General features: G+C 71.8%; 20 protein-coding genes. 11 read left to right on the forward strand and 9 right to left on the reverse strand.

Annotation, left to right across the window (positions count from 1 at the left end; all coding sequences use genetic code 11):
• Positions 1-11 precede the first annotated feature (11 nt).
• The 3 genes from ACWENQ_RS03135 to ACWENQ_RS03145 all read left to right on the forward strand — a co-directional run bounded on the left by ACWENQ_RS03135 (position 12) and on the right by ACWENQ_RS03145 (position 4,070).
• Positions 12-2,294 carry a tetratricopeptide repeat protein gene (locus ACWENQ_RS03135; protein ID WP_354906626.1) on the forward strand — a complete coding sequence of 761 codons (2,283 nt, stop codon included), beginning with the start codon at positions 12-14 and terminating at the stop codon, positions 2,292-2,294.
• Complete coding sequence (locus ACWENQ_RS03140; protein ID WP_452412742.1) at positions 2,295-3,053, forward strand: SDR family NAD(P)-dependent oxidoreductase; 759 nt, start codon at positions 2,295-2,297, stop codon at positions 3,051-3,053.
• Positions 3,054-3,410: 357 nt separating this feature from the next.
• Positions 3,411-4,070, forward strand: coding sequence for an HNH endonuclease family protein (locus tag ACWENQ_RS03145; RefSeq protein ID WP_449916781.1), 660 nt, complete (start codon positions 3,411-3,413; stop codon positions 4,068-4,070).
• A 117-nt stretch (positions 4,071-4,187) separates the two neighbouring features.
• Here ACWENQ_RS03145 and ACWENQ_RS03150 read toward each other — a convergent pair whose 3' ends face one another.
• Both ACWENQ_RS03150 and ACWENQ_RS03155 read right to left on the reverse strand, forming a co-directional pair.
• Entirely contained in the window at positions 4,188-6,092 is a 1,905-nt protein-coding gene (locus ACWENQ_RS03150; RefSeq protein WP_452412743.1) for a hypothetical protein, read from the reverse strand.
• 31 nt (positions 6,093-6,123) lie between these two features.
• Positions 6,124-6,336, reverse strand: a complete 213-nt coding sequence (locus tag ACWENQ_RS03155) for a DUF2277 family protein (RefSeq protein WP_354906622.1) — start codon at positions 6,334-6,336, stop codon at positions 6,124-6,126.
• Between the two features lie 74 nt (positions 6,337-6,410).
• Between ACWENQ_RS03155 and ACWENQ_RS03160 the strand changes: the two genes are divergently transcribed.
• The gene (locus tag ACWENQ_RS03160) at positions 6,411-7,304 is read left to right on the forward strand and encodes an SPFH domain-containing protein (protein ID WP_354906621.1); all 894 of its coding nucleotides are present in this window, start codon (positions 6,411-6,413) and stop codon (positions 7,302-7,304) included.
• A 9-nt stretch (positions 7,305-7,313) separates the two neighbouring features.
• Here ACWENQ_RS03160 and ACWENQ_RS03165 read toward each other — a convergent pair whose 3' ends face one another.
• Genes ACWENQ_RS03165 through aceB form a run of 5 tightly spaced genes read right to left on the reverse strand, consistent with a single transcriptional unit; the run spans position 7,314 to position 13,579 of the window.
• The gene (locus tag ACWENQ_RS03165) at positions 7,314-8,057 is read right to left on the reverse strand and encodes an IclR family transcriptional regulator (RefSeq protein WP_452412984.1); all 744 of its coding nucleotides are present in this window, start codon (positions 8,055-8,057) and stop codon (positions 7,314-7,316) included.
• Between the two features lie 2 nt (positions 8,058-8,059).
• Entirely contained in the window at positions 8,060-9,316 is a 1,257-nt protein-coding gene (locus tag ACWENQ_RS03170) for a (Fe-S)-binding protein (RefSeq protein ID WP_452412744.1), read from the reverse strand.
• A gap of 4 nt (positions 9,317-9,320) precedes the next feature.
• Entirely contained in the window at positions 9,321-10,511 is a 1,191-nt protein-coding gene (locus ACWENQ_RS03175) for an FAD-binding oxidoreductase (protein ID WP_452412745.1), read from the reverse strand.
• The gene (locus tag ACWENQ_RS03180) at positions 10,511-11,953 is read right to left on the reverse strand and encodes an FAD-binding oxidoreductase (RefSeq protein WP_452412746.1); all 1,443 of its coding nucleotides are present in this window, start codon (positions 11,951-11,953) and stop codon (positions 10,511-10,513) included. Before ACWENQ_RS03180 ends, ACWENQ_RS03175 begins: the two co-directional genes overlap by 1 nt.
• 48 nt (positions 11,954-12,001) lie before the next feature.
• Positions 12,002-13,579, reverse strand: coding sequence for a malate synthase A (aceB, locus tag ACWENQ_RS03185; protein ID WP_449916766.1), 1,578 nt, complete (start codon positions 13,577-13,579; stop codon positions 12,002-12,004).
• Between the two features lie 132 nt (positions 13,580-13,711).
• Here aceB and ACWENQ_RS03190 point away from each other — a divergent pair, with 132 nt between their 5' ends.
• From ACWENQ_RS03190 to ACWENQ_RS03215, 6 genes are all read left to right on the forward strand, one after another.
• Positions 13,712-14,410 carry a DUF4097 family beta strand repeat-containing protein gene (locus ACWENQ_RS03190; protein WP_449916764.1) on the forward strand — a complete coding sequence of 233 codons (699 nt, stop codon included), beginning with the start codon at positions 13,712-13,714 and terminating at the stop codon, positions 14,408-14,410.
• Between the two features lie 117 nt (positions 14,411-14,527).
• Positions 14,528-15,973, forward strand: coding sequence for a GTPase HflX (hflX, locus tag ACWENQ_RS03195; protein ID WP_449917565.1), 1,446 nt, complete (start codon positions 14,528-14,530; stop codon positions 15,971-15,973).
• A 430-nt stretch (positions 15,974-16,403) separates the two neighbouring features.
• A complete protein-coding gene (gene hutI, locus ACWENQ_RS03200; protein ID WP_354906614.1) occupies positions 16,404-17,612 on the forward strand; it encodes an imidazolonepropionase in 1,209 nt (402 codons plus the stop codon).
• 13 nt (positions 17,613-17,625) lie between these two features.
• Positions 17,626-18,444 carry a DegV family protein gene (locus tag ACWENQ_RS03205; protein WP_452412747.1) on the forward strand — a complete coding sequence of 273 codons (819 nt, stop codon included), beginning with the start codon at positions 17,626-17,628 and terminating at the stop codon, positions 18,442-18,444.
• A 1,582-nt stretch (positions 18,445-20,026) separates the two neighbouring features.
• On the forward strand, positions 20,027-20,863 hold the full coding sequence (locus tag ACWENQ_RS03210) for a helix-hairpin-helix domain-containing protein (protein ID WP_452412748.1): 837 nt from the start codon (positions 20,027-20,029) through the stop codon (positions 20,861-20,863).
• Between the two features lie 658 nt (positions 20,864-21,521).
• The gene (locus ACWENQ_RS03215) at positions 21,522-23,687 is read left to right on the forward strand and encodes a ComEC/Rec2 family competence protein (RefSeq protein ID WP_449916755.1); all 2,166 of its coding nucleotides are present in this window, start codon (positions 21,522-21,524) and stop codon (positions 23,685-23,687) included.
• Here the strand turns inward: ACWENQ_RS03215 and ACWENQ_RS03220 are convergent.
• Entirely contained in the window at positions 23,632-24,141 is a 510-nt protein-coding gene (locus tag ACWENQ_RS03220; RefSeq protein WP_452412749.1) for a DUF4440 domain-containing protein, read from the reverse strand. The genes ACWENQ_RS03215 and ACWENQ_RS03220 overlap by 56 nt on opposite strands.
• Positions 24,142-24,597: 456 nt before the next feature.
• Positions 24,598-25,482 carry an SDR family oxidoreductase gene (locus ACWENQ_RS03225; protein WP_452412750.1) on the reverse strand — a complete coding sequence of 295 codons (885 nt, stop codon included), beginning with the start codon at positions 25,480-25,482 and terminating at the stop codon, positions 24,598-24,600.
• A gap of 70 nt (positions 25,483-25,552) precedes the next feature.
• Here ACWENQ_RS03225 and ACWENQ_RS03230 point away from each other — a divergent pair, with 70 nt between their 5' ends.
• Positions 25,553-26,491 carry an AraC family transcriptional regulator gene (locus tag ACWENQ_RS03230; RefSeq protein WP_452412751.1) on the forward strand — a complete coding sequence of 313 codons (939 nt, stop codon included), beginning with the start codon at positions 25,553-25,555 and terminating at the stop codon, positions 26,489-26,491.
• The last annotated feature ends 130 nt before the right edge of the window (positions 26,492-26,621 follow it).

Below are 26,621 nucleotides of genomic sequence, written 5' to 3' on the forward strand. Positions count from 1 at the left end.
ACTGGCTGCCCATGGACGTGGACATCTGGGCCTGGGTCGGCGAAACCCAGCAGCAGCTTTCCGAGGCGGGTAACGCCCCGTTCGCCATGGCGCTGGGCGACCTGCCTGCTCAGGCCTACGAGGGTCGATACCCGCAGCTCGACGTGATGGCCCCGGCCATCGCGCAGCAGGCGGAGAGCCTCGGCCTGCCGTGGCTCGAGTTCTACGCCCGTTACTGGCATCTGGTCGGCCGCATCGGCGACAGGGCCCAGGGCGCGGTCGCCATCGACGACGCCGAGGCGCTGCGGGCGTTCGCCCAGCGCGAAGACGTGCGTGACTGCCCGTCGGCTCCCGCGGCCGTGGAGGCGTACGCGATCACCCTCGCCAACGCCGACGGCCCCGGCTACGCCGACGAGCGCCTGGCCGCCCTCGGCCCGGCCATCGAGGCGGTCGAGCCGACCGACCCCGCCTACTCGGGCCTGATCACGCAGTACGTCGCGGCGCTGACCGACGCCGGCCGGGCCGACGAGGCCGTCGCCTACGCCGAGGCCGCCATCCAGCGCCTCGGAGCGGTCAGCCGGGAGGCCGGCTGGGAGCTCGGGGCCGAGAGCTCGCGCGCGCTGCTGGCCGCGGGCCGCGCCGACGACGCGCTGGCCGCCATCCAGTCCGCCGCCGACTTCAAGCCCGACGACCCGGTCGCCAAGCCCCACCGCGAGGGCGTGCGCCGTGCGCTGATCCTCGCCACGCTGGGGCGCACCACCGAGGCCGTCGACGCGCTGCCCGACCTCGACGTCGTCGGCAACCACCCGCGCGACTTCGTCGAGTGGGCGCAGGCCGTCGCTAAGCTGGCCGGCTCGGCGCAGATCACCAACACCTGGCAGCTCGGGCGCGTGCTCCGCCAGTGGATCGACTACTTCGGCATGATGGGCGGCTACCGCGCCCGCGTCGAGCTGGCCCTGGTGGCCGGCGACCTCGCCGTCGACAGGAAGGGCGTCTGGCAGGCCGAGCTGCTGGCCGACCTGGCCGAGCAGGCCTCGGCCGAGCTGCGCGCGGCCGAGGACGTGACCGAGCGGGTCGCCGCCCTGCGCGCCGCCGCCGCGGCCACCACGCCGCCCGAGGCCACGAGCCCGCTGGAGGAGCGCGTCGCCTACTTCGACGCCGCCGACGGCATCAACGCCAACCCCGAGGAGTGGGTCGGCTGGCTGGCCCCGCTGTCCGGCACCGACATCGAGGCCACTCGCCGGCACACCACCACGCTCGGCTTCCTGGGCTACCCCGCCACCGGCGCCGACATCTACTGGAAGATGCTCGTCGACACCGGCGGGGCGGCCACCGCCGACCCGCAGGACGTCGACTTCCTGACCAACCTGCTCGTCGAGGCCCGCCAGGACGAGCGGCTGGAGCAGATGGCCGAGCTGCTGCCGGGCAAGCTCAAGCACCTCGCGCTCGCCAGGCTCCACATCGCCCGCGAGCGGTGGGAGCCGGCCGTCGCCGAGGCCGAGCAGGCGCTGGCCGCGGGTGCCGGCATCGAGGCGCGGCGCGCGCTGGCGGGCGCCAGCCAGCAGCTCGACCAGGACGCCAAGGGCGCCCAGGTGCTGCGCGAGGCTCTCGACACCGACGACATCACCGACGAGGACGTCTGGCGCATGATCGTCATGGCGACCTCGGCCGAAGACTGGGAGACCGTCCGCGTCGGCGCCAAGAAGATCGGCATGCCGGTCAAGTCGGCCGAGGGCCCGATCGAGGAGGAGCTGGGCCTGGTCAGGATCATCCTGCCGGCGCCCGACGGCGGCCAGCGCCAGGTGCTGTCCATCCGCACCGGTCCGGCCACCGCGCGGCTCGCCCTGCCGCAGCCGCGCGGCATGGAGTACAACGCGGGCGACCTGGTCGTCTTCGACCCGCAGCTGCTCGAGCCGGTTCCCGACGACCCGCAGGAGCAGCAGAACTTCGTGCCGCCGTTCGCGGCGGTCCGGATGCTCCGTCCCGGCGGCTACACCAGCTACTTCTTCGACGGCGCCGCGCCGAGCGAGGAGGACTGGGCCGAGTTCACCGAGGTCATGGCCGAGCGCGGCTGGCCGATGTGGGTCTACAGCGACGAGACCTACCAGGTCACCCACCCGACGACCGGCGAGCAGCTGCCCGGCGTGTTCGGCTGGGTCGCGGTGCCGCCCAACGTGTCGGCGGTCGAGGTCGACGCCCTGCTCGACGACGCCACCGAGCGGTGGGTCCACCCGCTGGCCTGGCTCGACCTGGCCAGGGAGGTCGACGTCGAGGTGGAGCGCCACGAGCGGATCGTGAAGGAGTACGGACTCTAGATGCTCGACAGGTTCAGCCTGCGCGGGAAGGTCGCGATCGTCACCGGTGCCTCCTCGGGGCTGGGCGTGGCCTTCGCGCGAGGGCTGGCCGAGGCGGGCGCCGACATCGTGATCGGCGCCCGTCGCAAGGACCGGCTGGAGGAGACGCGACGGCTGGTCGAGCAGACCGGGCGGCGGTGCGTGGCCGTACCGACCGACGTGACCGTCGTCGCCGACTGCGACGCGCTGGTCGCGGCCGCCATGTCCGCGTTCGGCGCCGTCGACGTCCTGATCAACAACGCCGGCATCGGTACGGCGGTGCCCGCCACGCGGGAGACGCCCGAGCAGTTCCGCCAGGTCGTCGACATCAACCTGCACGGCACCTACTGGATGGCGCAGGCCTGTGGCCGGGTCATGCGTCCCGGCTCGTCGATCATCAATGTCGGCAGCATCCTCGGCGAGACGACCGCGGGCCTGCCGCAGGCCGCCTACAGCGCCTCGAAGGCGGCGGTCGTCGGGCTGACCCGCGACCTGGCCCAGCAGTGGACGGGCCGCAAGGGCATCAGGGTCAACTGCCTGGAGCCCGGCTTCTTCCACTCGGAGATGACCGAGGCGTACCCGCCCGGCTACGTGGAGGCGATGCTGGAGGCGCGCGTGCCGATGAAGCGGGTGGGCGAGGCCGCCGAGCTGGTCGCCGCGGCCGTCTTCCTGGCCAGCGACGCCGCCTCCTACGTCACCGGCGTGGTGCTGCCGGTCGACGGGGGTCTGCTCATCACCTGACCGAGCCGGGACTGCCCGCCCAGCCCGATCGGCCCTCGGCCCTGCTCAACTGATCATGCGCCGGGGCGGAGTGGTCAGGGGGCGGCTTGGAGCCGGACGTGCAGGTCGGTGGCGTCGGCGGGGGTCGGCTCGCCGTGCGGATCGGTGACCGCGGTCACGGTCAGGCCGGCGGCGGGGCAGGTTCAGGGCCTCCATGCGCTGGTGAAACGCGGTGGTGGCGATGCCTTGCTCGGCTGCCCGGTGCCGGAGGTGCTGCAGCATGTCCGCTGAGGAGTCGCGTCGGGGATCTCCCTGCGTTTGATACCTGGCTGACCAGATAGTCGAGGTCTTGACCGCTTTAATCCTAGAATTTTACGAATGAAGCGGATGTTGGCGGTTGTGCTGGCCTCGACGGCGATGGTGACGGGGTGCGGCACGTTGGCCGACGTCGACACCGAACCCCAGAAGGCCGCCTCGGGCGACGTCGCCCAGGCGCGCAAGGACCTCGACAAGCTCGAGGTCAAGGGACGGGCGCCGAAGACCGGATTCGAGCGGGAGAAGTTCGGTCCCGCGTGGGCGGACGTCGACCACAACGGGTGCGACACCCGCAACGACATCCTCAAGCGGGACCTGCGCGAGGAGACGTTCAAGCCGGGCACGCACGACTGCATCGTGCTGACGGGCGTCCTCGACGACCCCTACTCGGGCAAGAAGATCACGTTCAGGCGCGGCCAGGACACCAGCTCCGAGGTGCAGATCGACCACCTGATCCCGCTGTCGGACGCCTGGCAGAAGGGCGCGCAGCAGTGGTCGAAGGACAAGCGCAAGGAGTTCGCCAACGACCCGCTGAACCTGCTGGCCGTCGACGGTCCGCTCAACGGCCAGAAGAGCGACGCCGACGCGGCGACGTGGCTGCCGCCGCGCAAGGCCTACCGGTGCGCGTACATCGTCCGGCAGATCCAGGTCAAGACGAAGTACGCGCTGTGGGCGACCGCGGCGGAGAAGGCCGCGATGAAGGACATCCTGTCCGCCTGCTGACCGCCGGGCGGGGCCGAACCTGACGTGCCGGGCCGGCTGGGACCTGACGTGCCGGGCCGGCTGGGACCTGACGTGCCGGGCCGGCTGGGACCTGACGTGCCGGGCGGGGCCGGACCGTCATGCCGTCTCGGCGCTGAGGGCCTGCTTGGTCAGCCTCGCCTGCTGCCTGATCTGGCCCAGCACGACGGGGTTGACGCCCTTCACCGCGAACCTGGACACCATGTCGTCCATCAGCCCGAACGCCCGATCGAGGTCGCCCCTGCGTGCCACGGCGCGGGCCAGGCGGCGCGTCACCATGTTGAGGGTGATGTTGTCGATCGTCGCCTCCCTGGTCACCGCGCCGAGCAACGCGATGCTCTCGGCCGTGTCGGGCGGGCGCACGTGCAGCTTCTTGTCCGCGCCGACGTCCTTGAACTCGCGTTCGGCGTTCAGGCCCTTGACCATCCGGGCGTAGACGGCCAGCGGGTGGTCGCCGTACCTGTCGATGACCTCCTCCAGCGCCTGGTTGCCCGAGCGCAGCGCGGGGGAGTCGGAGCCGAGCAGCGAGAACAGCTTGCCCTGCTCCTCGCCCAGCATCAGCTCGCCCACCTGGTGGTCGTCGGTCGTGACCGGATGCCGCACCCGCACCAGGCAGGCGGCCGAGACGATGCGCGAGCCGTCGGCGCCGATGTACTGCCCGCGCACCTGGTAGTCGCCGGGCTGCTGGAAGTAGTGCCCGTCGCGGCCGTGGCCGATGTAGGCGCTGCGGTACATCGCCGGGTTGCCGGCGTCCAGCCGGATCTGAGGTGAGTCATCCACGCAGTGGCGCATCATCGGGTGGTACAGGACCGTCCTGCCCGACGGCTGCGTGATGGAGATCTGGGTGAACTCGGTGTCGGGATGCAGGTGGCCGTGCGTGGTGCGCGGCGCGTCCGTGGCCGACAGCTTGAGCTCGACGACGACCGGCTCGCCGAAGCCGAAGGACTCCTTCGCCCGCACCTCCAGCCGCAACCCCGAGCGGTCGGCCACCGGCTGCTCGAACGGGTCGATCTCGGCGGCGCCCGTGCCGAACGCGTTGGCGCCCATGGCCACGTCGCGGAAGAAGCCGTGGCGCAGGTGGATCAGCTCGGCGTCGGTGAACTGGAACGGGAAGGCCTGCCAGTAGGCGCGCTCGCCGCCGGGCACGTAGTTCTGCACGTAGTTCATCCACGACAGGTCGCCGAAGCCGCCGTGCGGGCCGAGCGGCTGGGGCGGGCGGGCCAGGTTCTTCTGCCAGGAGTGCAGCAGGTTGAAGGCATGGCCGAGCTCGTGCACGTAGGTGCGCAGCTGGGCGCGCTGCGCCTGCGGCGAGTCGCCCTTGATCGCGTCGTAGAAGACGGCCGCGCCCTGGCGCTGGCAGGCGTCGTTGTAGTCGAACATGATGCCGCGGAAGCCGCCGACGTGCCTGCTCGCCACCAGTAACCACACCCGCCAGGCGGCCTCGTCGCCGAACGAGGCGAACTGCCGGGTCATCGCGTTGTGCAGCTCGGCGTCGTCCCACGCCAGATCCTCGCCGGCGCCGTCCACGGGGATGACGCCCGGCTCGGCGACGCGCAGCTCCACGCCCGCCTCGGCGTACGCCTCCGCCACGGTCAGCACCCGCCGGCCCGAGGGGGTCGGCAGCGAGCCCGTGTCGTAGGACACGAACGGCACCGCCCCCGCCACCGAGTCCTGCTCCAGCAGCACGCTCCTGAAGTACGGCGAGACACGCTCGAGCGGGTAGGTCCTGCCCGCGACCGTCGCGGTGGCCGCCTCGGCGGTGACGGTGACCGTCACGTGCCGGTCGGGAGCGGTGAAGGTGAAGGCGCCCTGCCCCTCGATCCTGTCACCCTGCCGGGTGGTGGAGTGCACGACGAACGAGCCCTGGTAGGCGGTCGTCGCGCCGGTCGTGGTGAACAGGTCACCGCTGAGCCGTCCCGTCGGTCGCGCTCCGTCGACGTCGACCCTCAGGTCGAGCTGGGACTCGCGGTCGTGGCCGCGATACAGGCCGCTGATGGGGGGCATACGAGGAACATTCCCCCGCCCGGTGCGGCTGTCAATGGGCGCCGCGCACCCGCAGGCTCGCCAGCAGCTCCTCGGAGGCCTTGGTGACGGCCTCGACGGCGGCCTCGAAGGCAGCGGCGTTGTGGGCGGCGGGCGCGCGGAAGCCGGAGATCTTCCTGACGTACTGCAGCGCGGCGGCGCGCACGTCCTCCTCGGTGACGTCCTCCGTGTACGGCGGGCGCAGCGTCTTGATGCTTCTACACATGACTCGCACGCTACCTTCCCCGACCGACGTTCTCGGGGCCGGATCGTGAGCACGGCCCGCTAGTATCTCGCCGCGTGAGAAAGGGACTGTTAATCGCGGCAGTGGGCGCGGCGCTCGTCGCCCTGATCGTCGTCGCCACCGGCTTCTCCCGTGTCAGCACCGAACCCGACGAGGTCGTGCTCCACTACGCGGGCGGCACCTTCGAGGCGATCAAGTTCGAGCGCTGCATCAACCCCTCCAGCGGCGCCACCTGGCTCGGCCCTGGTGACACCGACTACCACTACCCCTTCGGCCAGCGGACCTTCGACTTCTCCGGATCGGACGAGGCGGAGTCCGGCGGGATCAGCATCGTGTCGAAGGACAACGTCGAGATGAAGGTCTCGGGCTCGGCGACCTTCACGCTCAACACCGACTGCAAGGTCCTCCAGCAGTTCCACGAGAAGATCGGCCGCAAGTTCGGCGCCTACTTCGACGACGGGGAGTCGCGCGGCTGGACCAAGATGCTCAACTTCTACTTCAAGCAGCCGCTCGACCGGGCGATGGACGCCGCCTCGCAGGAGTTCGAGTGGAAGAAGCTGTTCAACGACCCCACGGTCAAGCAGCAGTGGGAGCAGCGGGTCGGCCAGCTGGCCCGGCAGTTCATCAAGGAGACCGCGGGCGCGGAGTACTTCTGCCAGCCCAACTACGCGGGTGCCGGCGACTGCGGTGACGTGGTGCTGACCATCCAGAAGCCGCAGCCGCCGGACACCCTCATCAACGCCCTGGCCGCCGAGCAGGCCGCCAAGCAGCAGAATCTGGCCCAGCAGCAGATCAACGCCAAGGTGAAGACCGAGCTGGAGTCGATCCAGGACCTGGTCAGGGTGCTCGGGCCGAACGGCGCGATCCTGTGGAAGGCCATCCAGGACGGCAAGGTCGACGTGGTGCCCGTGCCGCAGAACGGCACGATCAACATCACGCCGAAGCGCTGAGGAGGGACCTCACCAGCCGTTGGAGGAGCCCAGCTCGCGGCCGAAGTCGAGGGCGATCTTCCGCATGCCCTCGGCCAGTTCGTCGCGGTCGAGGGCCTCGATGCGCTCGGCGGGGCCCGAGACCGACATGGCGGCCACCACGCGGGCCCCGTCGTTCACCGGCACCGCCAGGCAGTGCACGCCGAGCTCCTCCTCCCCGAGGTCCATGGCGTAGCCCCGGTCCCTGACCGTGGCGAGCTCGGCGCGCATCGCCCCGGCGTCGGTGATGGTGTTCGCCGTGCGCCTGGGCATGCCGGTCCGCTCGAAGACGGCCATGGCCTCGCCGTCCGGGCGGTCGGCCAGCAGCACCTTGCCCACGGCCGTGCTGTGCGGCAGCACCCGCCTACCCACTTCGGCGAACATGCGCAGCCGGCGCGGGGAGGGGACCTGCGCGACGTAGACGATGAAGTCGCCCTCCAGGACGGCGAGGTTGGCGGTCTCGCCCGACAGCTCGACCATCTTGGTCAGGTACGGCTGCGCCCACACCCCCACCATGCGCTCGGCCACCCCGCCCAGCCGTACCAGCGCGCCGCCCAGCGCGTACCTGCGGTCCGACTCCTGCCGCACGTACCCGCGGACCAGCAGCGTCTGCAGCAACCGGTGGATCGTCCCGTACGGCAGGCCGGTGCGGGCGGCGATCTCCGACAGGCCCGCTTCGCCGCCGTGCGCGGCCAGCGCCTCCAGGACGTCCAGCGCCCGGTCGACCGACTGCACGCTCACGCGCGCCTCCCCGCGGGAGCGCCGAGGACCGAGGGCGACACGCCGCGAAGGGAGGCGTCCAGCACCTCGGCCGTGTGCGCCACCCTGATCTGCTCGCCGCGCCGCCGCATCGCCGCCGCGATCTGCATCGTGCAGCCCGGGTTGGCCGACACCAGCAGCTCGGCTCCCGTCGAGCGCACCCGGGCCGCCTTCCTGTCGCCGAGGTCGCGCGCCGCCGCGGGTTGGAAGATGTTGTAGGTCCCCGCCGACCCGCAGCACAGGTCCGACTCGGGGATCTCCCGCAGCGACAGTTCGGGGATGCCGCGCAGCAGTTCCCGCGGCTGCCTCCTGATCCCCTGGGCGTGCGCCAGGTGGCAGGCGTCGTGGTAGGCCACGGTCACCGGCAGCGGATGCCGCTCGGCCACCGGCCCGAGCTCGGCCAGCCATTCGGCCAGGTCGACCGTCCTGATCGCGCGTGCCCGGGCGGCCCACTCCGGCCGGTCGCCGAGCAGCTCCGCGTACTCCTTCATCGACGAGCCGCAGCCCGCCGCGTTCACCACCACCGTGTCCACCCCGGCCCGCTCGAACATCCTGATCGTCCGCCTGGCGAAGCGCCTGGCCTGGTCCGGGCGCCCGGAGTGCACGCTCAGCGCGCCGCAGCACCCCTGGCGCGGCGGGATCACCACGTCGCACCCCTCCAGCGCCAGCACCCGCGCGGTGGCCGCGTTGACCTGGGGGAAGAACTCGCCCTGCACGCAGCCGGTCAGCATCCCGACCACCGCCCTGCGCGGCCCGGCGGCCGTGACGCGGCGCGGCAGCCGCTGCCGCCTGACCGGCGGCGGCGTGAGGGCGACCATCGCGCCCAGGCTCGGATGCGCCCTGTCCAGCAGCGGCTGCAGCCGCCTGGCGAGGCCGAGCGTCGGCCGCAGCGCGCGCAGCCTGCGGGGGTAGGGGAACAGGCCGAACACCAGCCCGCGCACCGCCCGCTCCTGCGGGTCGCGCACGTGCTCGCGCTCCACCACGGCGCGCGTCTGCTCGATCAGCCTGTCGTACTGGACGCCGGAGGGGCACGCGGTCACGCACGCCATGCAGCCCAGGCAGGCGTCGAAGTGTCCCGCCATGGCCGGGGTGAGGGCGGTGCCCTCGACGTGCTGGCCCATCAGGTGGATCCGGCCGCGGGGCGAGTCCATCTCCTCGCCCCACAGCACGTAGGTCGGGCACGTCGGCAGGCAGAACCCGCAGTGCACGCAATCCTTGATCAGCTCGGGGTCCATCCGCTCAGATCCCTCCCACGAACCTGCCGGGAGACATCCTGCGCCCGGGATCGAAACGTTCCTTCACGCGGCGCATCAGCGGCAGCGCGCTGATCTCACCCCACCGGTCCAGGTCCTGGCCCTGGTACGGCGGCGCGGCCAGCACCGTGACCCTGCCGCCGCACGTCCCCAGCCGCTCCCGCAGCGCCGCCACGGCCGCGGCCAGCCGCTCGCCGCCACCGAGCCACAGGGCTCCCGAGGCCAGCGAGCCGCGGGCCGTCGCGCCGAGACCGAGCGTCGCGCTCAGCACCTCGTCGGCGCGCGAGGCCGGGAAACGCACTTCCAGCAGCACCTCGTCGTCGGGCAGCGCCCCCCACCACGACGGGGCGCGGTCCTCGACCACGGCCGTGCCGCCGGAGGTCGCGCCGTCGACCAGGGCCGCGACGGCCCGCGCGCGGGGCTCGGCCGCGGTGCCCTCCACCAGGACCGCCAGCTCGGCCGCCGCCTCGTCGCCCGCCCGGTCGACCTCGATGGCCGCCGGCTCGGCCTGGGCGGCGGCCAGGGCCCGCAGGAGATCGGCGCCCTGTCCGGCCCGCGGGGCGGGGAAGCGGACCCAGCGCCGCTCGGCGGCGACCGGGTGGAGCCGGAAGGTCGCCTCGGCGATCACGCCGAGCGTGCCGTAGGAGCCGGTGAAGAGCTTGCCGAGGTCGTAGCCGGCGACGTTCTTTACCACCTTGCCGCCCGAGTGGGCGACGGTGCCGTCGGCCAGCACGACGGTGATGCCGATGAGCAGGTCGCGGGCGGTGCCGTACCGGAAGGCGCGGGGCCCGGCCGTCGCGGTGGCGAGGGTGCCGCCCACGGTGGCGCCCGCCACCGGGACGTCGAGCGCCAGCTCCTGACCCCGCGCGGCGAGGACGTCGGCGAGCGCGTCCATGGTGACGCCCGCCTGCGCCTTCGCCACCAGGTCGCCGGAGGCGTGCTCGACCACCCGGTTGAGGCAGCAGGTGTCGAGCAGCACGTCGCACCGCTCGGGCGGCGGCCCCCAGTGCAGCTTGGAGCCCCCGCCGACGGGCACGACCGCGAGGTCGTCCGCGGCGGCCGCCTTCAGGACGGCGGCGACCTCCTCGGTCGTCTCGGGCAGCGCGACCCAGCGCGGGCGTACGCCCGCCACCTCGTCGCCGGGGTCCGCCTGCCTGACGGTGACCCCGCTCGGCATCACCACTGCTCCGCCTTTCCCGACTCGACCAGCGGGTGCACGCCCTTGCGCACGCCCGGCACCTCCCCGCACAGGCGCGGCGTGGGGAACACCTTGCCCGGGTTCGACAGCCCGCGCGGGTCGAAGGCGCACCTGACCAGCTGCATGGTGTCGAGATCCTCCGGCGAGAACATCCGCGGCATGTACCTGGCCTTGTCGACGCCGACGCCGTGCTCGCCGGTGATCGAGCCGCCGTGCTCGATGCACAGGTCGAGGATCCGGCCCGAGACGATCTCGGCCCGCTCGCCCGCCCCGGGCTCGGCGTCGTCGAACAGCACCAGCGGGTGCAGGTTGCCGTCTCCGGCGTGGAAGACGTTGGCGACCTTGATGCCGTGCTCGCGGGAGAGCCTGTCGATGCCGGCCAGCACCTCGGGCAGCGCCGTGCGCGGCACCACCCCGTCCTGCACGATGTAGGCGGGGCTGATGCGCCCGACGGCGGCGAACGCCGACCGGCGGCCCTTCCAGATGGCCGCCCGCTCCTCGGGCCCCGCGGCCACCCGCAGCTCGAAGGCGCCCGAACAGATCTTCTCCAGCTGTTCGAACTGCCTGTCGACCTCCACCCGCGGCCCGTCCAGCTCCACGATCAGCACCGCGCCCGCGCCCTCCGGGTAGCGGCAGGCCACGGCGGCCTCGGCGGCGGCGATGGCCAGCGCGTCCATCATCTCGATCGCGGCCGGCACGATGCCCGCCGCGATGATCGCCGAGACCGCCTCCCCGCCGCGCTCGATGCCGTCGAAGGCGGCCAGCACCGTGGTCACGGTCTCGGGGGCGCGGCTGAGCCGTACGGTGACCTTGGTCGTGATCCCCAGCGTGCCCTCCGAGCCGATGAACGCGCCGAGCAGGTCGTAGCCGGGGTCGCGGCGGTCCAGCACCACGATGTCGCCGTCGGGCGTGACGATCTCGCAGGCCTCGACGTGGTTGACGGTGAAGCCGTACTTCAGGCAGTGCGCGCCGCCGGAGTTCTCCGCCACGTTGCCGCCGATCGAGCAGATCTGCTGGCTGGAGGGGTCGGGCGCGTAGTAGTAGCCCTGGTCGCGGACCGCCTCCGTGATCGCCAGGTTCGTCACGCCCGGCTCCACGACCGCCCGGCGGTTGGGCAGGTCGATCTCGAGGACGCCGCGCATCCTCGAGGTGACGATCAGCACGCCGTCGGTGCGGGGGAGCGCGCCGCCGGACAGGCCGGTGCCCGAGCCGCGCGCCACGAACGGCACGCCGTGCTCGTTGCACAGCCTGACCACCGCCGCGATCTGCTCGGCGCTCTCCGGCAGGACGACGACGCCGGGCATGGCCCGGTGATAGGTGAGGCCGTCGCACTCGTAGGTGCGCAGCCGCACCGGGTCGGTGATCACCGAGTCCGCGGGCAGCAGCGCGCGCAGGTCCTCGGTGAGCGCGGTCGAGATCATGGTCACCTCCCCGGGACCGGTCGCCGACGCCGGCCCCGGTGCAGAAAGCTACGGCATGCGGGCATAAGCGGGGAGAGTGAGGAACTCGGCGAAGTCGTCGTCGAGCGCGACCTCCTTGAACAGCGCCTCCGCCTGGCCGTACAGGTGCTCGTCGTAGCCGGGCTCGGCGGCGATCCTGGCGAGCTCCTCCGCGATGATCCGCTCGACCAGCTCCTTGGTCACCGGCTGCCCGGTGTCGGCGAGCGTGATGCCGTTGTGGATCCACTGCCAGATCTGCGAGCGGGAGATCTCCGCGGTGGCGGCGTCCTCCATGAGGTTGTGGATCGCGACCGCGCCGAGCCCGCCCATCCAGGCGGCCAGGTAGCGCAGGGCGACGTCGACGTTGTTGCGCAGGCCGTTCTCGGTGATGTCGCCCGGGGTGGCGGAGACGTTGAGCAGGTCGGCGGCCGAGACCTCGACGTCCTCGCGCAGCCTGTCGAGCTGGTTGGGGCGGTCGCCGAGCACCGCGGTGAAGACCTCGCGGCAGATCGGCACCAGGTCGGGGTGGGCCACCCACGAGCCGTCGAAGCCGTCGCCGGACTCCCGCGTCTTGTCGGCCCTGACCTTGTCCAGCGCCACGGCGTTGACCTCGGGATCCCTGCGGCTGGGGATGAAGGCCGCCATGCCGCCGATGGCGTGGGCGCCGCGCTTGTGGCAGGTGCGCACGAGCAGTTCGGTGTAGGCGCGCATGAACGGGGCGGTCATCGTCACGGCGTTGCGCTCGGGCAGCAGGAACTCCCGGCCCCTGGTGCGGAACTTCTTGATGACGCTGAACAGGTAGTCCCAGCGTCCGGCGTTGAGTCCGGCGGAGTGGTCGCGCAGCTCGTAGAGGATCTCCTCCATCTCGAAGGCCGCCGGATAGGTCTCGATCAGGACGGTCGCCCTGATGGTGCCGTTGTCCAGGCCGAGGGCGCGCTGGGCGTGCACGAAGACGTCGTTCCAGAGGCGGGCCTCCAGGTGTGACTCCATCTTCGGCAGGTAGAAGTACGGCCCCTTGCCCTTGGCCAGTTGCCTGGAGGCGCAGTGGAAGAAGTACAGGCCGAAGTCGAACAGCGAGGCCGAGACCTGCTGACCGTCGACCAGGGCGTGCTTCTCGTCGAGGTGCCAGCCGCGCGGCCGCACGACGATCGTGGCCAGCTCCGCGTCGGGCTTGAGGGCGTAGCTCTTGCCGCCGGTCTCGAAGTCGATCGTGCGGTCGAGCGCGTCGCGCAGGTTGAGCTGCCCGCTGACGCAGTTGTCCCAGAGCGGGGAGTTGGCGTCCTCGAAGTCGGCCAGCCACACCTTGGCGCCGGAGTTGAGGGCGTTGATGGTCATCTTGCGGTCGACCGGCCCGGTGATCTCGACCCTGCGGTCCTCCAGGCCGGGGGCGGGCGGCGCGACCCGCCACTCGCCCTCCCTGACCTGCTTGGTCTCGGGCAGGAAGTCGAGCGTGCCGCCGGCCGCCAGCTCGGCCTGCCTGGCCTGCCGCGCCTCGAGGAGCTCCAGGCGCCTCGCGTCGAACCTCCGGTGGAGCTCCGCCACGAAGGCCAGCGCCTCCGGCGTGAGGATCTCCTCGAACCGGTCGTGCATGGGGCCGGTGATCTCCATAGGAGCCTCTTTCCGCATTGTGGAAAATAAGTTCTGGATTATGGAAGTGACGCTACTTCACAGGGTTGGTCCGGGACAAGGTAAGGGCGATCCCCGATGCTGCCTTTCCCATCGCCGGAGCAGCATGGAGACATGAGGACGAAAGGCCTGGTGGCCCTGGGTGCGCTGGTGTTGGCCACGACCGCGTTGACCGGCTGCGGCAGTGGATTCATGGCGATGAGCGGGCCCGCCGACGAGAAGACCGAGACCTACGAGGTGAAAGACAAGGTCGCGGTTCTGGACGTGATGAGCGGCGCCGGCGACATCGTGATCAACGAGACCGGCAGGACCGGGATCAAGGTCACCGAGAAGCAGCACTGGCGAGACCACGAGCCCGAGACCACGCACGAGGTGAAGGGCGACACCCTTGAACTGCGCTACGACTGCGCGCGCGGCGACAGCTGCTGGGTGGACTACACGATCGAGGTGCCGAAGGGCCTGCGGATCGCGGCCGAGGCCGGGTCGGGCGACGTCACGATGCGTTCCCTGACGGGCGAGGTCGAGGCCAAGGCGGGCTCGGGCACGATCGACGCCAACAACCTCGGCGGCAAGCGCGTCCTCGCGGAGACCGGCTCGGGCGGCGTCGAACTGAGGTTCACCAACCCGCCCGACAGCGTCGAGGCGCAGGCCGGCTCCGGCGACGTCACGCTCTACCTGCCCAACGTCCCCTACGACGTCGTCACCGAGGTCGGTTCCGGCGACGCCCAGGTGAAGGTGACCGACGACTCGAACTCGCCGCGCAAGGTCAGCGTCCGCACGGGCTCGGGCGACGCGCGCGTCCTGCCTCGTTGACCGGTTCCGCAGTCTCGTCGACGTCGGCCTGCCTCGTTGATTAACCAGGTGACTGACCGGCCGGCCGTCGGGGATGATTCTGAGACATCCGAACGTTGCCTCCTAGAGATGACACGAATGCACAACGACTCCCGTACTCGCTACACGCGTGACTCCGCCGCCACCTTCGCCACCGACGACGTCGAGATCGGCGAGCTGGATCTGGAAGAGCGCCATGCGCTCCGCCGTGTGGCGGGCCTGTCCACCGAACTCCAGGACGTCACCGAGGTCGAGTACCGCCAGCTACGGCTGGAGCGGGTCGTCCTCGTGGGCGTGTGGACCTCAGGCACGGCGGCCGAGGCGGACAACTCGCTCCTGGAGCTCAAGCTCCTGGCCGAGACCGCCGGCTCGGAGGTCCTCGAGGGCCTCATCCAGCGGCGGCAGAGCCCCGATCCGGCCACCTACATCGGCTCGGGCAAGGCGCTCGAGCTGCGCGACGTGGTCGAGGCGACCGGCGCCGACACCGTGATCTGCGACGGCGAGCTGAGCCCCGGCCAGCTCCGCCAGCTCGAGGAAGTGGTGAAGGTCAAGGTCATCGACCGCACGGCGCTGATCCTCGACATCTTCGCCCAGCACGCCAAGAGCCGCGAGGGCAAGGCCCAGGTCGAGCTGGCCCAGCTGCAGTACCTGCTGCCGCGCCTGCGCGGCTGGGGCGGCAACCTGTCCAGGCAGGTCGGCGGTCGCGCCGCCGGCGGCGTGGGCATCGGCGGTCGCGGTCCCGGTGAGACCAAGATCGAGCTGGACCGGCGCCGCATCCGCGAGCGCATGGCCAAGCTCCGCCGCCAGATCGCCGGCATGTCCACCGCGCGCGAGACCATGCGCGCGCACCGCTCGGGCCGCGAGGTCCCGGCCGTCGCCATCGCCGGCTACACCAACGCGGGCAAGTCCTCGCTGCTCAACCGCGTCACCGGCGCGGGCGTGCTGGTCGAGGACGCGCTGTTCGCCACCCTCGACCCGACCGTGCGCAGGGCGCGCACGCCGGAGGGCAGGCTGTTCACGATCGCCGACACCGTCGGGTTCGTCCGGCTGCTGCCGACCCAGCTGGTCGAGGCGTTCCGCTCCACGCTGGAGGAGGTCGCCGACGCCGACCTGATCCTCCACGTCGTCGACGGCTCGCACCCCGACCCGGAGGGCCAGCTCAGCGCGGTCCGCCAGGTCTTCTCCGAGATCGACGGCGCGCTCGACGTGCCCGAGATCGTGGTGATCAACAAGGCCGACGCCGCCGACCAGGACGTGCTCGACAGGCTGGTCAGGGCCGAGCGCAACAGCGTCGTCGTCTCCGCCCGCACGGGCGAGGGGATCGGCGAGCTGACGGCCATGATCGAGAGTCAGCTGCCGGTGCTCGACCACGAGGTGTTCCTGCTCGTGCCGTACGGCAGGGGGGACCTGATCTCCCGCGCGCACACGGAGGGTGAGGTGATCTCCGTCGAGCACGTGGGCGACGGCACCGTCCTCCACGCTCGCGTGCCGTCGAGCCTCCTGCACGAACTGGTGGAGGTCGGCAAGCCCGTCGAACGGGTCTGAGCTGCGAGAATCGCGCGGGGATTCCCCGCGCGATTCTCACATTTTCGGGCAAAACCACGGTGGTCCTTGAACGTTTGGATTGCTACCATAAGTCAAGCCTTACCGACACTGATGGCGCGGGTATCGAGATGGCTGCTGCGAGTGATGTCACCTGCGGGGGCCGAAAGGGACGGACGGGGCCGAGCTGCTCCAAGAGGCGCAGACGCCGTTGTGATGCGCGGGCTTTCTTCCGAATAACCCTGTACAGCAAGCCGACCTGTGAAATAACGTAACTGAACTGAAATCGTCGGATCATGAGCCCGGCGACCGGTCACCGCACGATCGCTGCGGATGAGAGCAGGAGACCCCCGATGTCGGCCGGACCCGGAGCGGACTCAGTGGGCGCGGTAGCCGCCGCTCGCTCTCCGCTGCCTGTGTGCGGGGTGGTGCGATGACCGTTCGGCTGCTCACCAACATCGGCCGCATGTGGACGGGCAACGACGTCATCAGCAATGCGGCCCTCCTCGTTCACAACGACCGCATCGCCTGGGTGGGCCGTGCGGCCGACCTCCCGCAGAGCGTCCCCGGCGTCGTCGACGACATCGTCGACGTCGACCAGGTCGAGAACCTCAGCGGCGCGCTCGTCACCCCCGGCCTGATCGACGCGCACACCCACCCCGTCTACGCCGGCAACCGCTACGCCGAGATGGCCATGCGCTCCAGCGGCTCCTCCGCCTCGGCGATCAACGCGGCGGGCGGCGGCATCGGCTCCACCGTCACCGTGACCCGCGGCACCGACCCGTGGACGCTGTGCAACGGCGTGCGCGAGCGGCTGCGCTCCTGGCTGCTCAGCGGCACCACCACCGTCGAGGCCAAGACCGGCTACCACCTCACCCGCGACGGCGAGCTGGCCGACGTGCGGCTCCTGCGCGAGCTGGAGAAGGAACCGATGATGCCGCGCGTGCACGTCACCTTCCTGGCCGCGCACGTCGTGCCGCCCGAATACTTCGGCCGCCAGCGCGACTACGTCGAGGCCGTGGGCGCGTGGTGCGCCGACGCGGCCGCGGCCGGCGCCGACAGCGTCGACGTCTACTGCGACGAGGGCCACTTCACCACCGAGGAGTCGCGCTGGGTGCTGGCCTCGGGCCGCAACGTCGGGCTGCTGCCGCGCGTCCACGCCGGCGCCTTCAGCCGCCGCGGCGCCGTCCAGCTGGCCGCCGAGCTCGGCTGCGCCTCCGCCGACCTGCTCCACCACACCTCCGACGAGGACATCGCGGTCCTGTCCCGCTACGGCGTGCCCGCCGTGCTCTGCCCCGCCACCGCGATGCAGCGCGGCAGCCTCCCGCCGGTCCGCCGCATGATCTCCCAGGGCGTCACCATCGCGCTCGGCAGCGACCACAACCCCGGCCACTGCGGCATCACCTCCATGTCGCTGGTCATCAGCCTGGCCGTGGCGGCGTTCGGCATGAGCGTCGGCGACGCGCTGCGGGCGGCCACGCTCGGCGGCGCCACCGTGCTCGGCGCCCCCGACAGGGGCGTGCTGGCGCCCGGACGGCTGGCCGACATCGTGCAGTGGGACGCCGACCACGAGGGCGCCTTCGCCTGGTCCTTCGGGCTGAAGCCGCGCCGGGTCTGGCGGGGCGGCACGCCGGTCCAGTAGCTACTCTCTGGGTATGCCGCCCCCCGTCGCGATCGTCACCGACTCCACGGCCTACCTGCCCGCCGTTCCGCCCGGGGTGACGGTGGTGCCGCTCCAGGTGATCGTGGGCGGCCGGCCGTACGACGAGGGCACGCAGACCGGCATCGGCGAGTGGACTCCCGTGACCACCTCCCGGCCCGCGCCCCACCGCTTCGCCGCCGCCTACGCGGCGGCCTTCGCCGCCGGCACCCCTGGGGTCGTCTCCGTGCACCTGTCCGGCGACCTGTCCGGTACGGCCGAGGCGGCCAGGCTCGCCGCCGAGGAGGCTGCAGGGCCGGTCCAGGTGGTCGACAGCAGGTCCATCGCCATGGGGCTGGGCTTCCCCGTCCTGGCCGCGGCCAGGGCCGCCGCGGCGGGGCGGCCCCTCGACGAGGTCGCGCAGGTGGCCGCCAGGTCGGCCGCGCGCACCCAGACGTACTTCTACGTCGACACGCTGGAGTACCTGCGCCGCGGCGGACGCATCGGAGCCGCGGCCACACTGGTCGGCTCGGCGCTGGCGATCAAACCGCTGCTGCACCTGCAGGGCGGCCGGATCGTGCCGCTGGAGAAGGTCCGGACGACGGCGCGCGCCATCGCCCGGCTGGAGGACCTGGCGGTGCAGACGGCCGGGACCGAGCCGGTGGACGTGGCCGTCCAGCACCTGTCGGCCCAGGGACGCGCGGAGGCGCTGGCCGAGCGGCTGACGAAGCGGTTGCAGCGGCTGGTACGGATGAGCGTGGTCGAGGTGGGAGCGGTGATCGGGGTCCATGTGGGGCCGGGCGCGCTGGGCATCACGGTGTCGCCCACCTCGTGACCGAGGCCGTCCCCGGCCTGGTTGCGCCGGGGTTTCTGCTTTGTGACACGGGTGTGTGGCGGCGTTGGGCGGTTCGGCCGGGTTGTGTCCAGACGTCCCGCCGTCTGACCCGGCCGCACAGCGGCGTTCGTCTCCTCGACCGGCGTTTCCAGACGTCCCGCCGTCTGATCCGGAACCCGCGGGCGTTCGGCCTCTCGGCCTGCGGTTCCAGACGTCCTGTCGTCTGATCCGGAGCGCCCGCAGGCGTTCGGCCTCTCGGCCTGGTTGTCCACAGGCGTCTCGACTCACTGACCCTGTTGTCCACAGAACCAGGTTCGGTGAGCGGCTTGAGGGCGTGCCGGGCCTACCTTCTCGAGTTGTGCGGAACTCGGAGGAGAACGTTGAGCGGGCAGTGGCCGCACGCCGGCTACGGCGGGCCACCTCGATGCCCTCCTCCGGCATGCGCGTCCCTCAGAGCCGCGCGGGAACCGCGCTACCCTCAGCCAGCATCCCACCCACCCCTTCGGACCCTTCGGGCTCTCGTCGGGCGGCGGGCCTCGCCCTGCCTTCCTCTGCCACTCCCGACTCCAGCCCCGGCGTTGTGGCGTCCACCGAACCCATCGGCCCCAGGGGCGATGTCCTGCTACACCCGGGTGCCTTCGCGCCACCCGCGCCTGGCGATGTCCTGGCCTCTGCCTCAGTCCCAGGCCGGACACCTGGCGACGCTCTGCCCTCAGCGGCCCCCCTTGCCCCTCACCGAGCAACGAACGACACCGAGCCGATCGCTGCCCCCTTCGGCCGCCACCGAGCAACCAGAGGCGCCGATCTGGCCTCAGCGTTCTCGGAGCCGGGCGGAGCACGCAATGACGCCGGGCCTGCTCCTGCCGTCGGTGGCCACGCTAGGACAGCGGGTGACGCGCTGCCCTCCGTGGCCGCCGTCGGCCTCCATCGCCCGGTGGGAGATGCCGGTCTGGCCTCGGCCGCCTTCGACGCGCGCGGGGCGCGTGGTGATGCAGGGCCGCTTCCTGCCCACGTCGATCACTCTCGGGGGGCGGGTGACGCGTTGCCTCCCGTGGCCGCCGTCGGCCCCCACCGCCCGGTGGGAGACGCCGGTCTGGCCTCAGCCTCCTTCGATCCGCGCCGGGCGCGTGGTGATGCAGGGCCGCTTCCTGCCCACGTCGATCACCACCGGCCACAGCGAGTCGCCGATCTGACCACGGTGTCCGTCAACCCGCGCCAGTCAGGCGGCGTTGTCGAGTCGATCGCTGTCCCCTTTGGCCGCCGGCGGACAGCCGACGATGTTGATATAGCCGGGGTCTCCATCGACCAGCGCGCGGCAGACCGGGATGGTGAGTCAACCGCCACCTTCGCCTCCCACCGGAAGCCGTTTGATGCCCAACTCACCGCACATGGCACCCCAGCCACCCCTGATCTCCACCACGCGAGCGGCGACGACCGGCACTACTTGCACCCCGCGGTCTTCTCGCTCTCAGCACCAGACGGCCACCGCTCAGCACCGGACGACCGTCTCTCAGCACCGGACGGCCACCTCTCAGCACCGGACGACAACCCGCCTCCGCGGGAGAAGCCGGCCGATGCCCGGGTGCACCCCTACGACCGCCGAGTCGTCCGCCGGCCGAGCGGCAGAACACCGGATGACCTCACCATCCCCGCCCCCGAGCAGACCGACGAGTTCCTTCACTCACCCGCCACCGTCGACCCCGGACACCGCAACGACTGGGATCCCGCCCCACGAATGGGCCAGACCGACTCTGACAGCATCTCCCCGCCCGTCCCGTCCTCTTTCGCCGCCTTCCGCGCCGCCGTCACCGCGCAGGCACCCGCCCTCGACCCCGGGCGTCCGGGCCTGCGCGTCCTCCTCGTTCTCGGTCTCATCGCCGCCGTCGCCGGCGGGATCTACGCCTGGCGGTCCAGCCCCACCCCAGAACCCCTGGCCGCCCCACCCCCGATCAGCGGCTCCGCCGCGCCCCCGGCCGCGGTCGTCAGCCCCACGCCCACCTCGTCGGTCCTGGTCCACGTCACGGGCAAGGTACGCAAGCCCGGTGTCTACACCCTCCCCGGCGGCTCGCGTGTCGCCGACGCCGTCGAGGCGGCGGGCGGCGCACGTACCGACACCGCTACCCCGTCGGTCAACCTCGCCAGACGCCTGGTCGACGGCGAACAGATCGTCGTCGGCGCCCCAGGCGGCGTCAGCCAGGGCGGCATGGTCGCCGCCCCACCCGGCTCGGACCTGCTCGACCTGAACACCGCCACCCCCGACCAGTTGGAGCAGTTACCAGGAGTGGGCGAGGTGCTCGCCGCCAGGATCGCCGAGTTCCGTGCGACCCACGGCGGATTCCGCAGCGTCGACCAGCTGCAGGAGGTAACCGGCATCGGCGAGAGAAAGTACGCCGACTTGAAGGACAAGGTCCGTGTCTGACGCCGTTCGGGCGGCCCGGAGGTGACGAAACGACATGCCGCCATCGAAATGGACCGCGCTGTGGTCGCCAGTCCAGAGCGCTCAGAACGGCCGGCCGGCAAGGAGGCCCCATGAAGATTCAGCCCTCCAGCCAGAGGACCCCCGTCCTGAATGGTCAGCCACCTTCTCGGTGGTCCTGGTCCCGCCCGCGCTCGCCTCCTGGGCAACCGCACTGGTCCTCTTGGGCTGCCCCGCACCGGTGGGCTGGGCCTGCGCGGTGGCCGCCGCGCTGGGTGCCGCGGCGATTCCTCTCACTGTTGCCTTCCTGCGCACCCACCGGCGTCCGCACCTCAACGACGTCGCCAGGATCGAGGACGCACAACACCCCCGCATTGGCCAGTCAGAGGGCGCACAGCGTCAGCCCCTTGCCTCGCCAGAGCTCCTACAACACCGGCCTCTGGGTTCACCACAGGGCGTACAGCATCAACCCCTTGGTTTGCCGGAGCATGGACCACACCCACCTCTGGGTCCGTCAAAGGGCGCTCAACGCCTTGGTCCGCCAGGTCAGCGCCATGTCGGCGATCGACACACCCTCTTCACCCTCGCCCGGCAACTCTGGACGCGCCGGACCCGCCAGCCGGCGAACCACCGCCACAGGAAGGACCCCCAGCGCATCTGGATGAATGTCGCCATCGCCGTCCTCGGCTGCGTCGCCGCCACCAGTGCCGGTGTCGCCTTCCGGGTGCACGCCGTCACCACCGGCCCGGTGGCCGAGCTCGCCGCGAAGGAGGCGACCGTCCACGCCGACATCGTGCTCACCGGTGATCCCCGCGTGCGACGTGCCAAAGCCGCCTTCCACGGCGACAGTGTGGTGGTCGAGGCCACGATCGAATCCCTCGACACCCCGGCAGGACGGCTCGCCGTCCACAGCCCTGTCGTGGTGTTCGGATCGGGCGGCGCGTGGCGGCCGCTTCTGCCCAGCCAGCGCCTGCGCGTGACGGGCAGGCTGGGCACCGCCGAACCGGGCGAGCTGGTCGGCGCCGTGCTGCTCGTCCGGGGCCCGCCGGTGGTCCTGTCCGCGCCATCGGCCCTGCAGACAGTGGCCGGTGACCTGCGTGCGGGCCTGCGACGTGCGACGGACGTGCTGCCGCCCGACCAGCGTGGCCTGCTTCCCGGACTCGTCGTGGGTGACGAGTCGCGCATGGACCCGAACGTCAGCGCCGACTTCAAGGACGCCGGGCTCAGCCACCTGACCGCTGTCAGCGGAGCCAATCTCGCGATCATGTCGGGCGCGGTGGTGGCGCTGTCCAGGCTCGCCGGGATGCCGCTCGCCGTACGGGCGGGGCTGGCGGCGGTCGCCATGCTCGCGTTCGCGGTCGTGGCCCGCCCTTCGCCGAGCGTGTTGCGGGCGCTGCTGATGGGGCTGGTCGGAGCGGTCGCCCTGGGCACCGGTCGCGCGCGGGACGGCGTCGCGGCACTGGCGGGCACCGTGCTGCTGTTGATCATGTTCGATCCCGGTCTGGCCCGCGAGTACGGCTTCGCGCTGTCGGTCTGCGCCACGGGCGGCATCCTGCTGCTCGCCCCCCGCTGGCGAGACCGGCTGTCGGCCAGGATGCCGCGCTGGGCCGCCGAGGCCGTGGCCGTACCGGCGGCGGCGCAGGCGGCGGTGACCCCCGTGCTGGTGCTCATGGCCGGGCAGGTGCAGCTGGCCGCGGTTCCGGCCAACCTGCTGGCGGGGCCCGCGGTGGCACCGGCGACCGTGATCGGGTTCGCGGCGACGCTGGTGGCGCCCGTCTCGATGGAGTTGGCGCGGCTCCTCGTGCTCCCCGCGGGCTACGCGGTCGGCTGGATCATCGCCGTGGCCGAGCACGCCGCCCGGCTTCCACTGGCCGAACTGCCGTGGCCGGGCGGCCTCGCCGGGCTGCTGCTGCTCGGTGGGGCCGCCGCGGTGGCCATACCGCTGCTGCGGCGCGCGGGGACTCGCAGCATCGTCCTGGTCATGGGTACGGCGGGCCTGGCCGCCGTACTCGTGGCCGGGCCGGTGATCGCCCCGTGGCCGCCGCCGCGCTGGCTGTTCGTGGCATGCGACGTCGGGCAGGGCGACGCTCTCGCGGTCGCCGCGGGCCAGGGACGAGCCGTCGTCGTCGACACCGGACCTGATCCCACCCTGGTCGACCGCTGCCTGCGCGACCTGGCGGTCCGGGAGATACCGCTCCTCATCCTCACCCATCCGCACCGCGACCACGTCGGCGGTCTCGACGGCGTCTTCAGGTCGGGACGGCGCGTCGGCGCGGTCATCGTCAGCCCCGGTCGCGCTCCGGTCGGCGAGTCCGCCCGCATCTCGAGGGACCTCAGCAGGCGCCGCATCCCCGAATGGGTCGCGGCACCGGGCGCCCGCTGGCGGTTCGGCCCCTCCGAGCTGAACGTGCTCGGCCCCGCTCCGGGCTCCCTGCCCAGCGGGCCGGGCGAAGGGAGCGTGATCAACAACGAGAGCGTGGTTCTCCTCGTGCGCTGGGCGGCGGGCTCCATGCTGCTCAGCGGCGACGTCGAGACGGAGGCGCAGGTGCAGCTGCTGCGAGCGGGACTGCCGCGCGCCGACCTCATCAAGGTCCCCCACCATGGTTCGGTACGGCAGGACCCTCGCTTCCTCGCGGCCATCGGGGCGAGGGCGGCGTTGATCAGCGTGGGGTCGGACAACGGGTACGGGCATCCGTCCCCGCGCACGGTGGGGTTGCTGCATCGGCTCGGCATGCGCGTGCACCGGACCGACCAGTCGGGCGCCCTGGCGGTCATCGACCAGTCGGGCCGCCTCGCGGTGGTGTCCAAGGGGCGGCCCGATGGATGACCTGCGGCTTCTGCTGGATCCAGGTCTCGTGGAGGTGCCGCCAGCGCAGGCCGTGAGGAGCGGCGGCGTCACGGACGAGGACCACCGTGGCACGGCGGTCGCGCGGATCGGGTCCGAGGTGGTGCTCGTCGTAGGTGGCGACCACCACGGTCCCGGCGTCGGCCACCACCGTGACGTTCCAGATCTCGATCGTGAGGGCGGGCGCGGCGCCGTGCGCGGGTTCGATCATGGCCAGCAGGTGAGGCATGGTCAGCGTCTCGCCGTCCGGGGTGACGAAGGTGAAGTCGGGTGTGTGGGCGGAGGTGAAGGCGTCGAGGTCGGTGCGCGGGCCACGTCCGGTGAGCCAGCGTTCGATGACCTCGTGGTGGCGCTCGACCTCGGCTCTGGCCGCCTCCAGGGTCGCTTCCAGGCGGAGTGCGGAGGAGGTGGGGTCCGGGGTCGTGTCGGATTCCATGCTGGTCTCGGCTTTCGCGGTAGTGGGTCAGTTGATCTTCATGAGCGGGTCGCCCGTCGCGGTAGAGGCGCTGATGGGCAGGTTGGTCAGCAAAAGGAGCAGGCAGGGGCCACAGGACGGGGACGTGGTCAGCAGGGCGGCGGGCGTCCCTGGGGCGGCGTCTCGAAACGTGGGGTTTCGAAGTGCGATGTCCTGAAGCGCAGGGTCCCCGGCCGCCTCCACACCCGTCTTGGTCTCCGCGCAGGGCGGTTGCATGTGCCTGTCGTACTCAGGAGTGGGGCGGCCGGACGTTCCCGCAGCCGCGGGTGGCAGTGCGCAGCGGTCTCCTCCTCCGCAGACCCAGTGACAAGGAGCGCAGCGGTCTCCTCCTCAGCAGACCCAGTGACAAGGAGCGCAGCGGTCTCATCCTCCGCATACCCGGTGACAACCCGTCGAAGAGAGCGGAGGGAGCGGCGGTCAGGGGGCGAGGTCGTGCCAGGGGCGGGCGGCGATCCAGTCGTGGAGCCGGGTGAGGCGGATGCCGAGGGCGGCTTCGAGTTCGGCGGGGTTGAGGCCGTAGACGTCGCCGTCGTTCTCCGCGACCCAGCGGTAGGTTCCGGCGACGCCTTCCGCGGTGGGTGCTCCGAGCGCGTGGGTCAGGGCCTTCTCGAACTCGTCGACGTCCTGGGCGACGAACCGGACGGGACGGCCGAGGACTGTGGCGAAGGCGGTGGCGAGCATCGGCCCGGTCACCACGTCCGGGCCTCCGACGTCGAGGGAGAGGGCGGATGGGGTGGTCAGCGGTTGGATGAGGGCGGCGACGGTGGCGGTGGCGAGGTCGTCGTGGCTGAGCCAGGCGACTCGGGCATGGACCGGCAACGGGTAGCGCAGTTCGCCCTCGTGGACGAGTGGCCCCGCCACCCACGGCGCGCACAGATTGTCCAGGTACACCGGCGGACGCAGCACCACGGTGGGCACCCCGCTCGCCGCCAGGGTCGCCGCCGCCGTCCGGCGCGTCTCGAAGGCCGCCACCGTCGTCGGCTCGGAAGGGATGCGGGTGCCTGTGTTCAGGACCAGCCGGCGCACGCCCGCCTCGGCCGCCGCCGTGGCGATGTTGCGCACGTACGAGTCCACGACCGGGGCCGAGTACACCATGGGTAGCATCACGCTGGCGTGCGTCACCCCGTCGAACGCGGCCCGTACGACGGAGGCGTCGGCGAGGTCGCCGATCACCGGCTTCACGCCGTCGGGCAGGCCCGCGCCCGTTCTGGTAAGTCCGATCACCGAATGTCCCGAACCGACGAGACGTCGAGCCACCGCGCCGCCCTGGGCTCCGCTGGCACCGATCACGAGAATGTTCATGCCGTCCAGCCTGCTGATCACTGTGGCTACGATCGATAAAGGCAAGTCTTCAAAGCTTTAAGGATCGTCCGTGAATGAGGATCTGCTGAGCGAGCTGCTGACGCCGCTGCGGCTGCACGGCGTCTTCCACAGCCGGTGGTCGGCGCGCGCCCCCTGGGGGATCGCCGGCAAGCGCGAGCACTGCGCGCTGCTCCACTACGTCCAGGAGGGCGAGTGCACGGTGGAGATGCCTGAACTGCCCGAGCCGGTACGGCTGCGCGCGGGCGACCTGGCCGTCTTCCCGCATGGCGCCGCCCATCGCCTGGCTGATCGGCCGGGCAGCGCGACCGTGCCGCTCGCCGCGGTGCTGCCCCAGCGGGAGCCCGGCGGTGCCCGCACGGTGGAGATCGACGGTCCCGGCGCCGCCACGACGATGCTGTGCGGCGGCCTGCACTACGACGGGGCCGCCGCCGCGCCGCTGTACCAGGCGCTGCCACCGGTGCTCGTCCTGGACAGGAAGCTGCTCGAAAGCCAGCCGCTGCTGTCGGGCACACTCGACCTCCTGGCGGCGGAGTGGCAGGGCGGTGAGCCCGGCGGGGTGCTGGTGGCGTTGCGGGCGTTCGAGCTCGTGTTCGTGCTGGCGCTGCGGGTGGCGTTGCGCGATCTCGACAAGCCGGTGCTCCATGCTCTGCGGCATCCGGGGATCAGCCGGGCGCTGCTGGCCGTGCAGACGAGGTTCGCCGAGCCGTGGACTCTGGCGTCGCTGGCGGGGGAGGCGGGGCTGTCACGATCGGCGTTCGCGGCGAGCTTCCGTGAGCTGGTGGGGGAGGCGCCGATGCGGCATCTGATGGCGCGCCGGATGCAGGAGGCCTCCCGGCTGCTGAAGGAGTCGGCGTTGCCGCAGAGCCGGATCGCCGAGCGGGTCGGCTATCGGTCGGAAGTGGGCTTCCACCTGGCCTTTCGTCAGTGGTGCGGGCAGACGCCGGGGGAGTACAGGCGTTCGGGAGGGGCGCCGCCGGTCGCGCGCTGACCGTGGCCAGGCGGCGGTCCGGCGGCGGCGGTCCGGTGGCGGAGGCGGGCGCGGTTGGGCTCGGGTCGGCTTGGTGGTGGAGGCGGTCGGCGACTGGTGGCGGAGACCTGCGTGGCGGTGGCACGCGCGG

The sequence above is a fragment of the Nonomuraea sp. NPDC004354 genome (assembly GCF_053602555.1).

What these genes read in the sequence shown, in the direction of transcription:
- hflX (WP_449917565.1), top strand. Translation starts at nt 14,528, where the DNA reads ATGCACAACGACTCCCGTACTCGCTACACGCGTGACTCCGCCGCCACC.
- ACWENQ_RS03145 (WP_449916781.1), top strand. Translation starts at nt 3,411, where the DNA reads ATGAAGCGGATGTTGGCGGTTGTGCTGGCCTCGACGGCGATGGTGACG.
- ACWENQ_RS03215 (WP_449916755.1), top strand. Translation starts at nt 21,522, where the DNA reads ATGAATGTCGCCATCGCCGTCCTCGGCTGCGTCGCCGCCACCAGTGCC.
- ACWENQ_RS03140 (WP_452412742.1), top strand. Translation starts at nt 2,295, where the DNA reads ATGCTCGACAGGTTCAGCCTGCGCGGGAAGGTCGCGATCGTCACCGGT.
- ACWENQ_RS03170 (WP_452412744.1), bottom strand. Translation starts at nt 9,316, where the DNA reads ATGGACCCCGAGCTGATCAAGGATTGCGTGCACTGCGGGTTCTGCCTG.
- aceB (WP_449916766.1), bottom strand. Translation starts at nt 13,579, where the DNA reads ATGGAGATCACCGGCCCCATGCACGACCGGTTCGAGGAGATCCTCACG.
- ACWENQ_RS03205 (WP_452412747.1), top strand. Translation starts at nt 17,626, where the DNA reads ATGCCGCCCCCCGTCGCGATCGTCACCGACTCCACGGCCTACCTGCCC.
- ACWENQ_RS03190 (WP_449916764.1), top strand. Translation starts at nt 13,712, where the DNA reads ATGAGGACGAAAGGCCTGGTGGCCCTGGGTGCGCTGGTGTTGGCCACG.
- ACWENQ_RS03180 (WP_452412746.1), bottom strand. Translation starts at nt 11,953, where the DNA reads ATGATCTCGACCGCGCTCACCGAGGACCTGCGCGCGCTGCTGCCCGCG.
- ACWENQ_RS03150 (WP_452412743.1), bottom strand. Translation starts at nt 6,092, where the DNA reads ATGCCCCCCATCAGCGGCCTGTATCGCGGCCACGACCGCGAGTCCCAG.
- ACWENQ_RS03175 (WP_452412745.1), bottom strand. Translation starts at nt 10,511, where the DNA reads ATGCCGAGCGGGGTCACCGTCAGGCAGGCGGACCCCGGCGACGAGGTG.
- ACWENQ_RS03225 (WP_452412750.1), bottom strand. Translation starts at nt 25,482, where the DNA reads ATGAACATTCTCGTGATCGGTGCCAGCGGAGCCCAGGGCGGCGCGGTG.
- ACWENQ_RS03135 (WP_354906626.1), top strand. Translation starts at nt 12, where the DNA reads ATGGACGTGGACATCTGGGCCTGGGTCGGCGAAACCCAGCAGCAGCTT.
- ACWENQ_RS03220 (WP_452412749.1), bottom strand. Translation starts at nt 24,141, where the DNA reads ATGGAATCCGACACGACCCCGGACCCCACCTCCTCCGCACTCCGCCTG.
- ACWENQ_RS03155 (WP_354906622.1), bottom strand. Translation starts at nt 6,336, where the DNA reads ATGTGTAGAAGCATCAAGACGCTGCGCCCGCCGTACACGGAGGACGTC.
- hutI (WP_354906614.1), top strand. Translation starts at nt 16,404, where the DNA reads ATGACCGTTCGGCTGCTCACCAACATCGGCCGCATGTGGACGGGCAAC.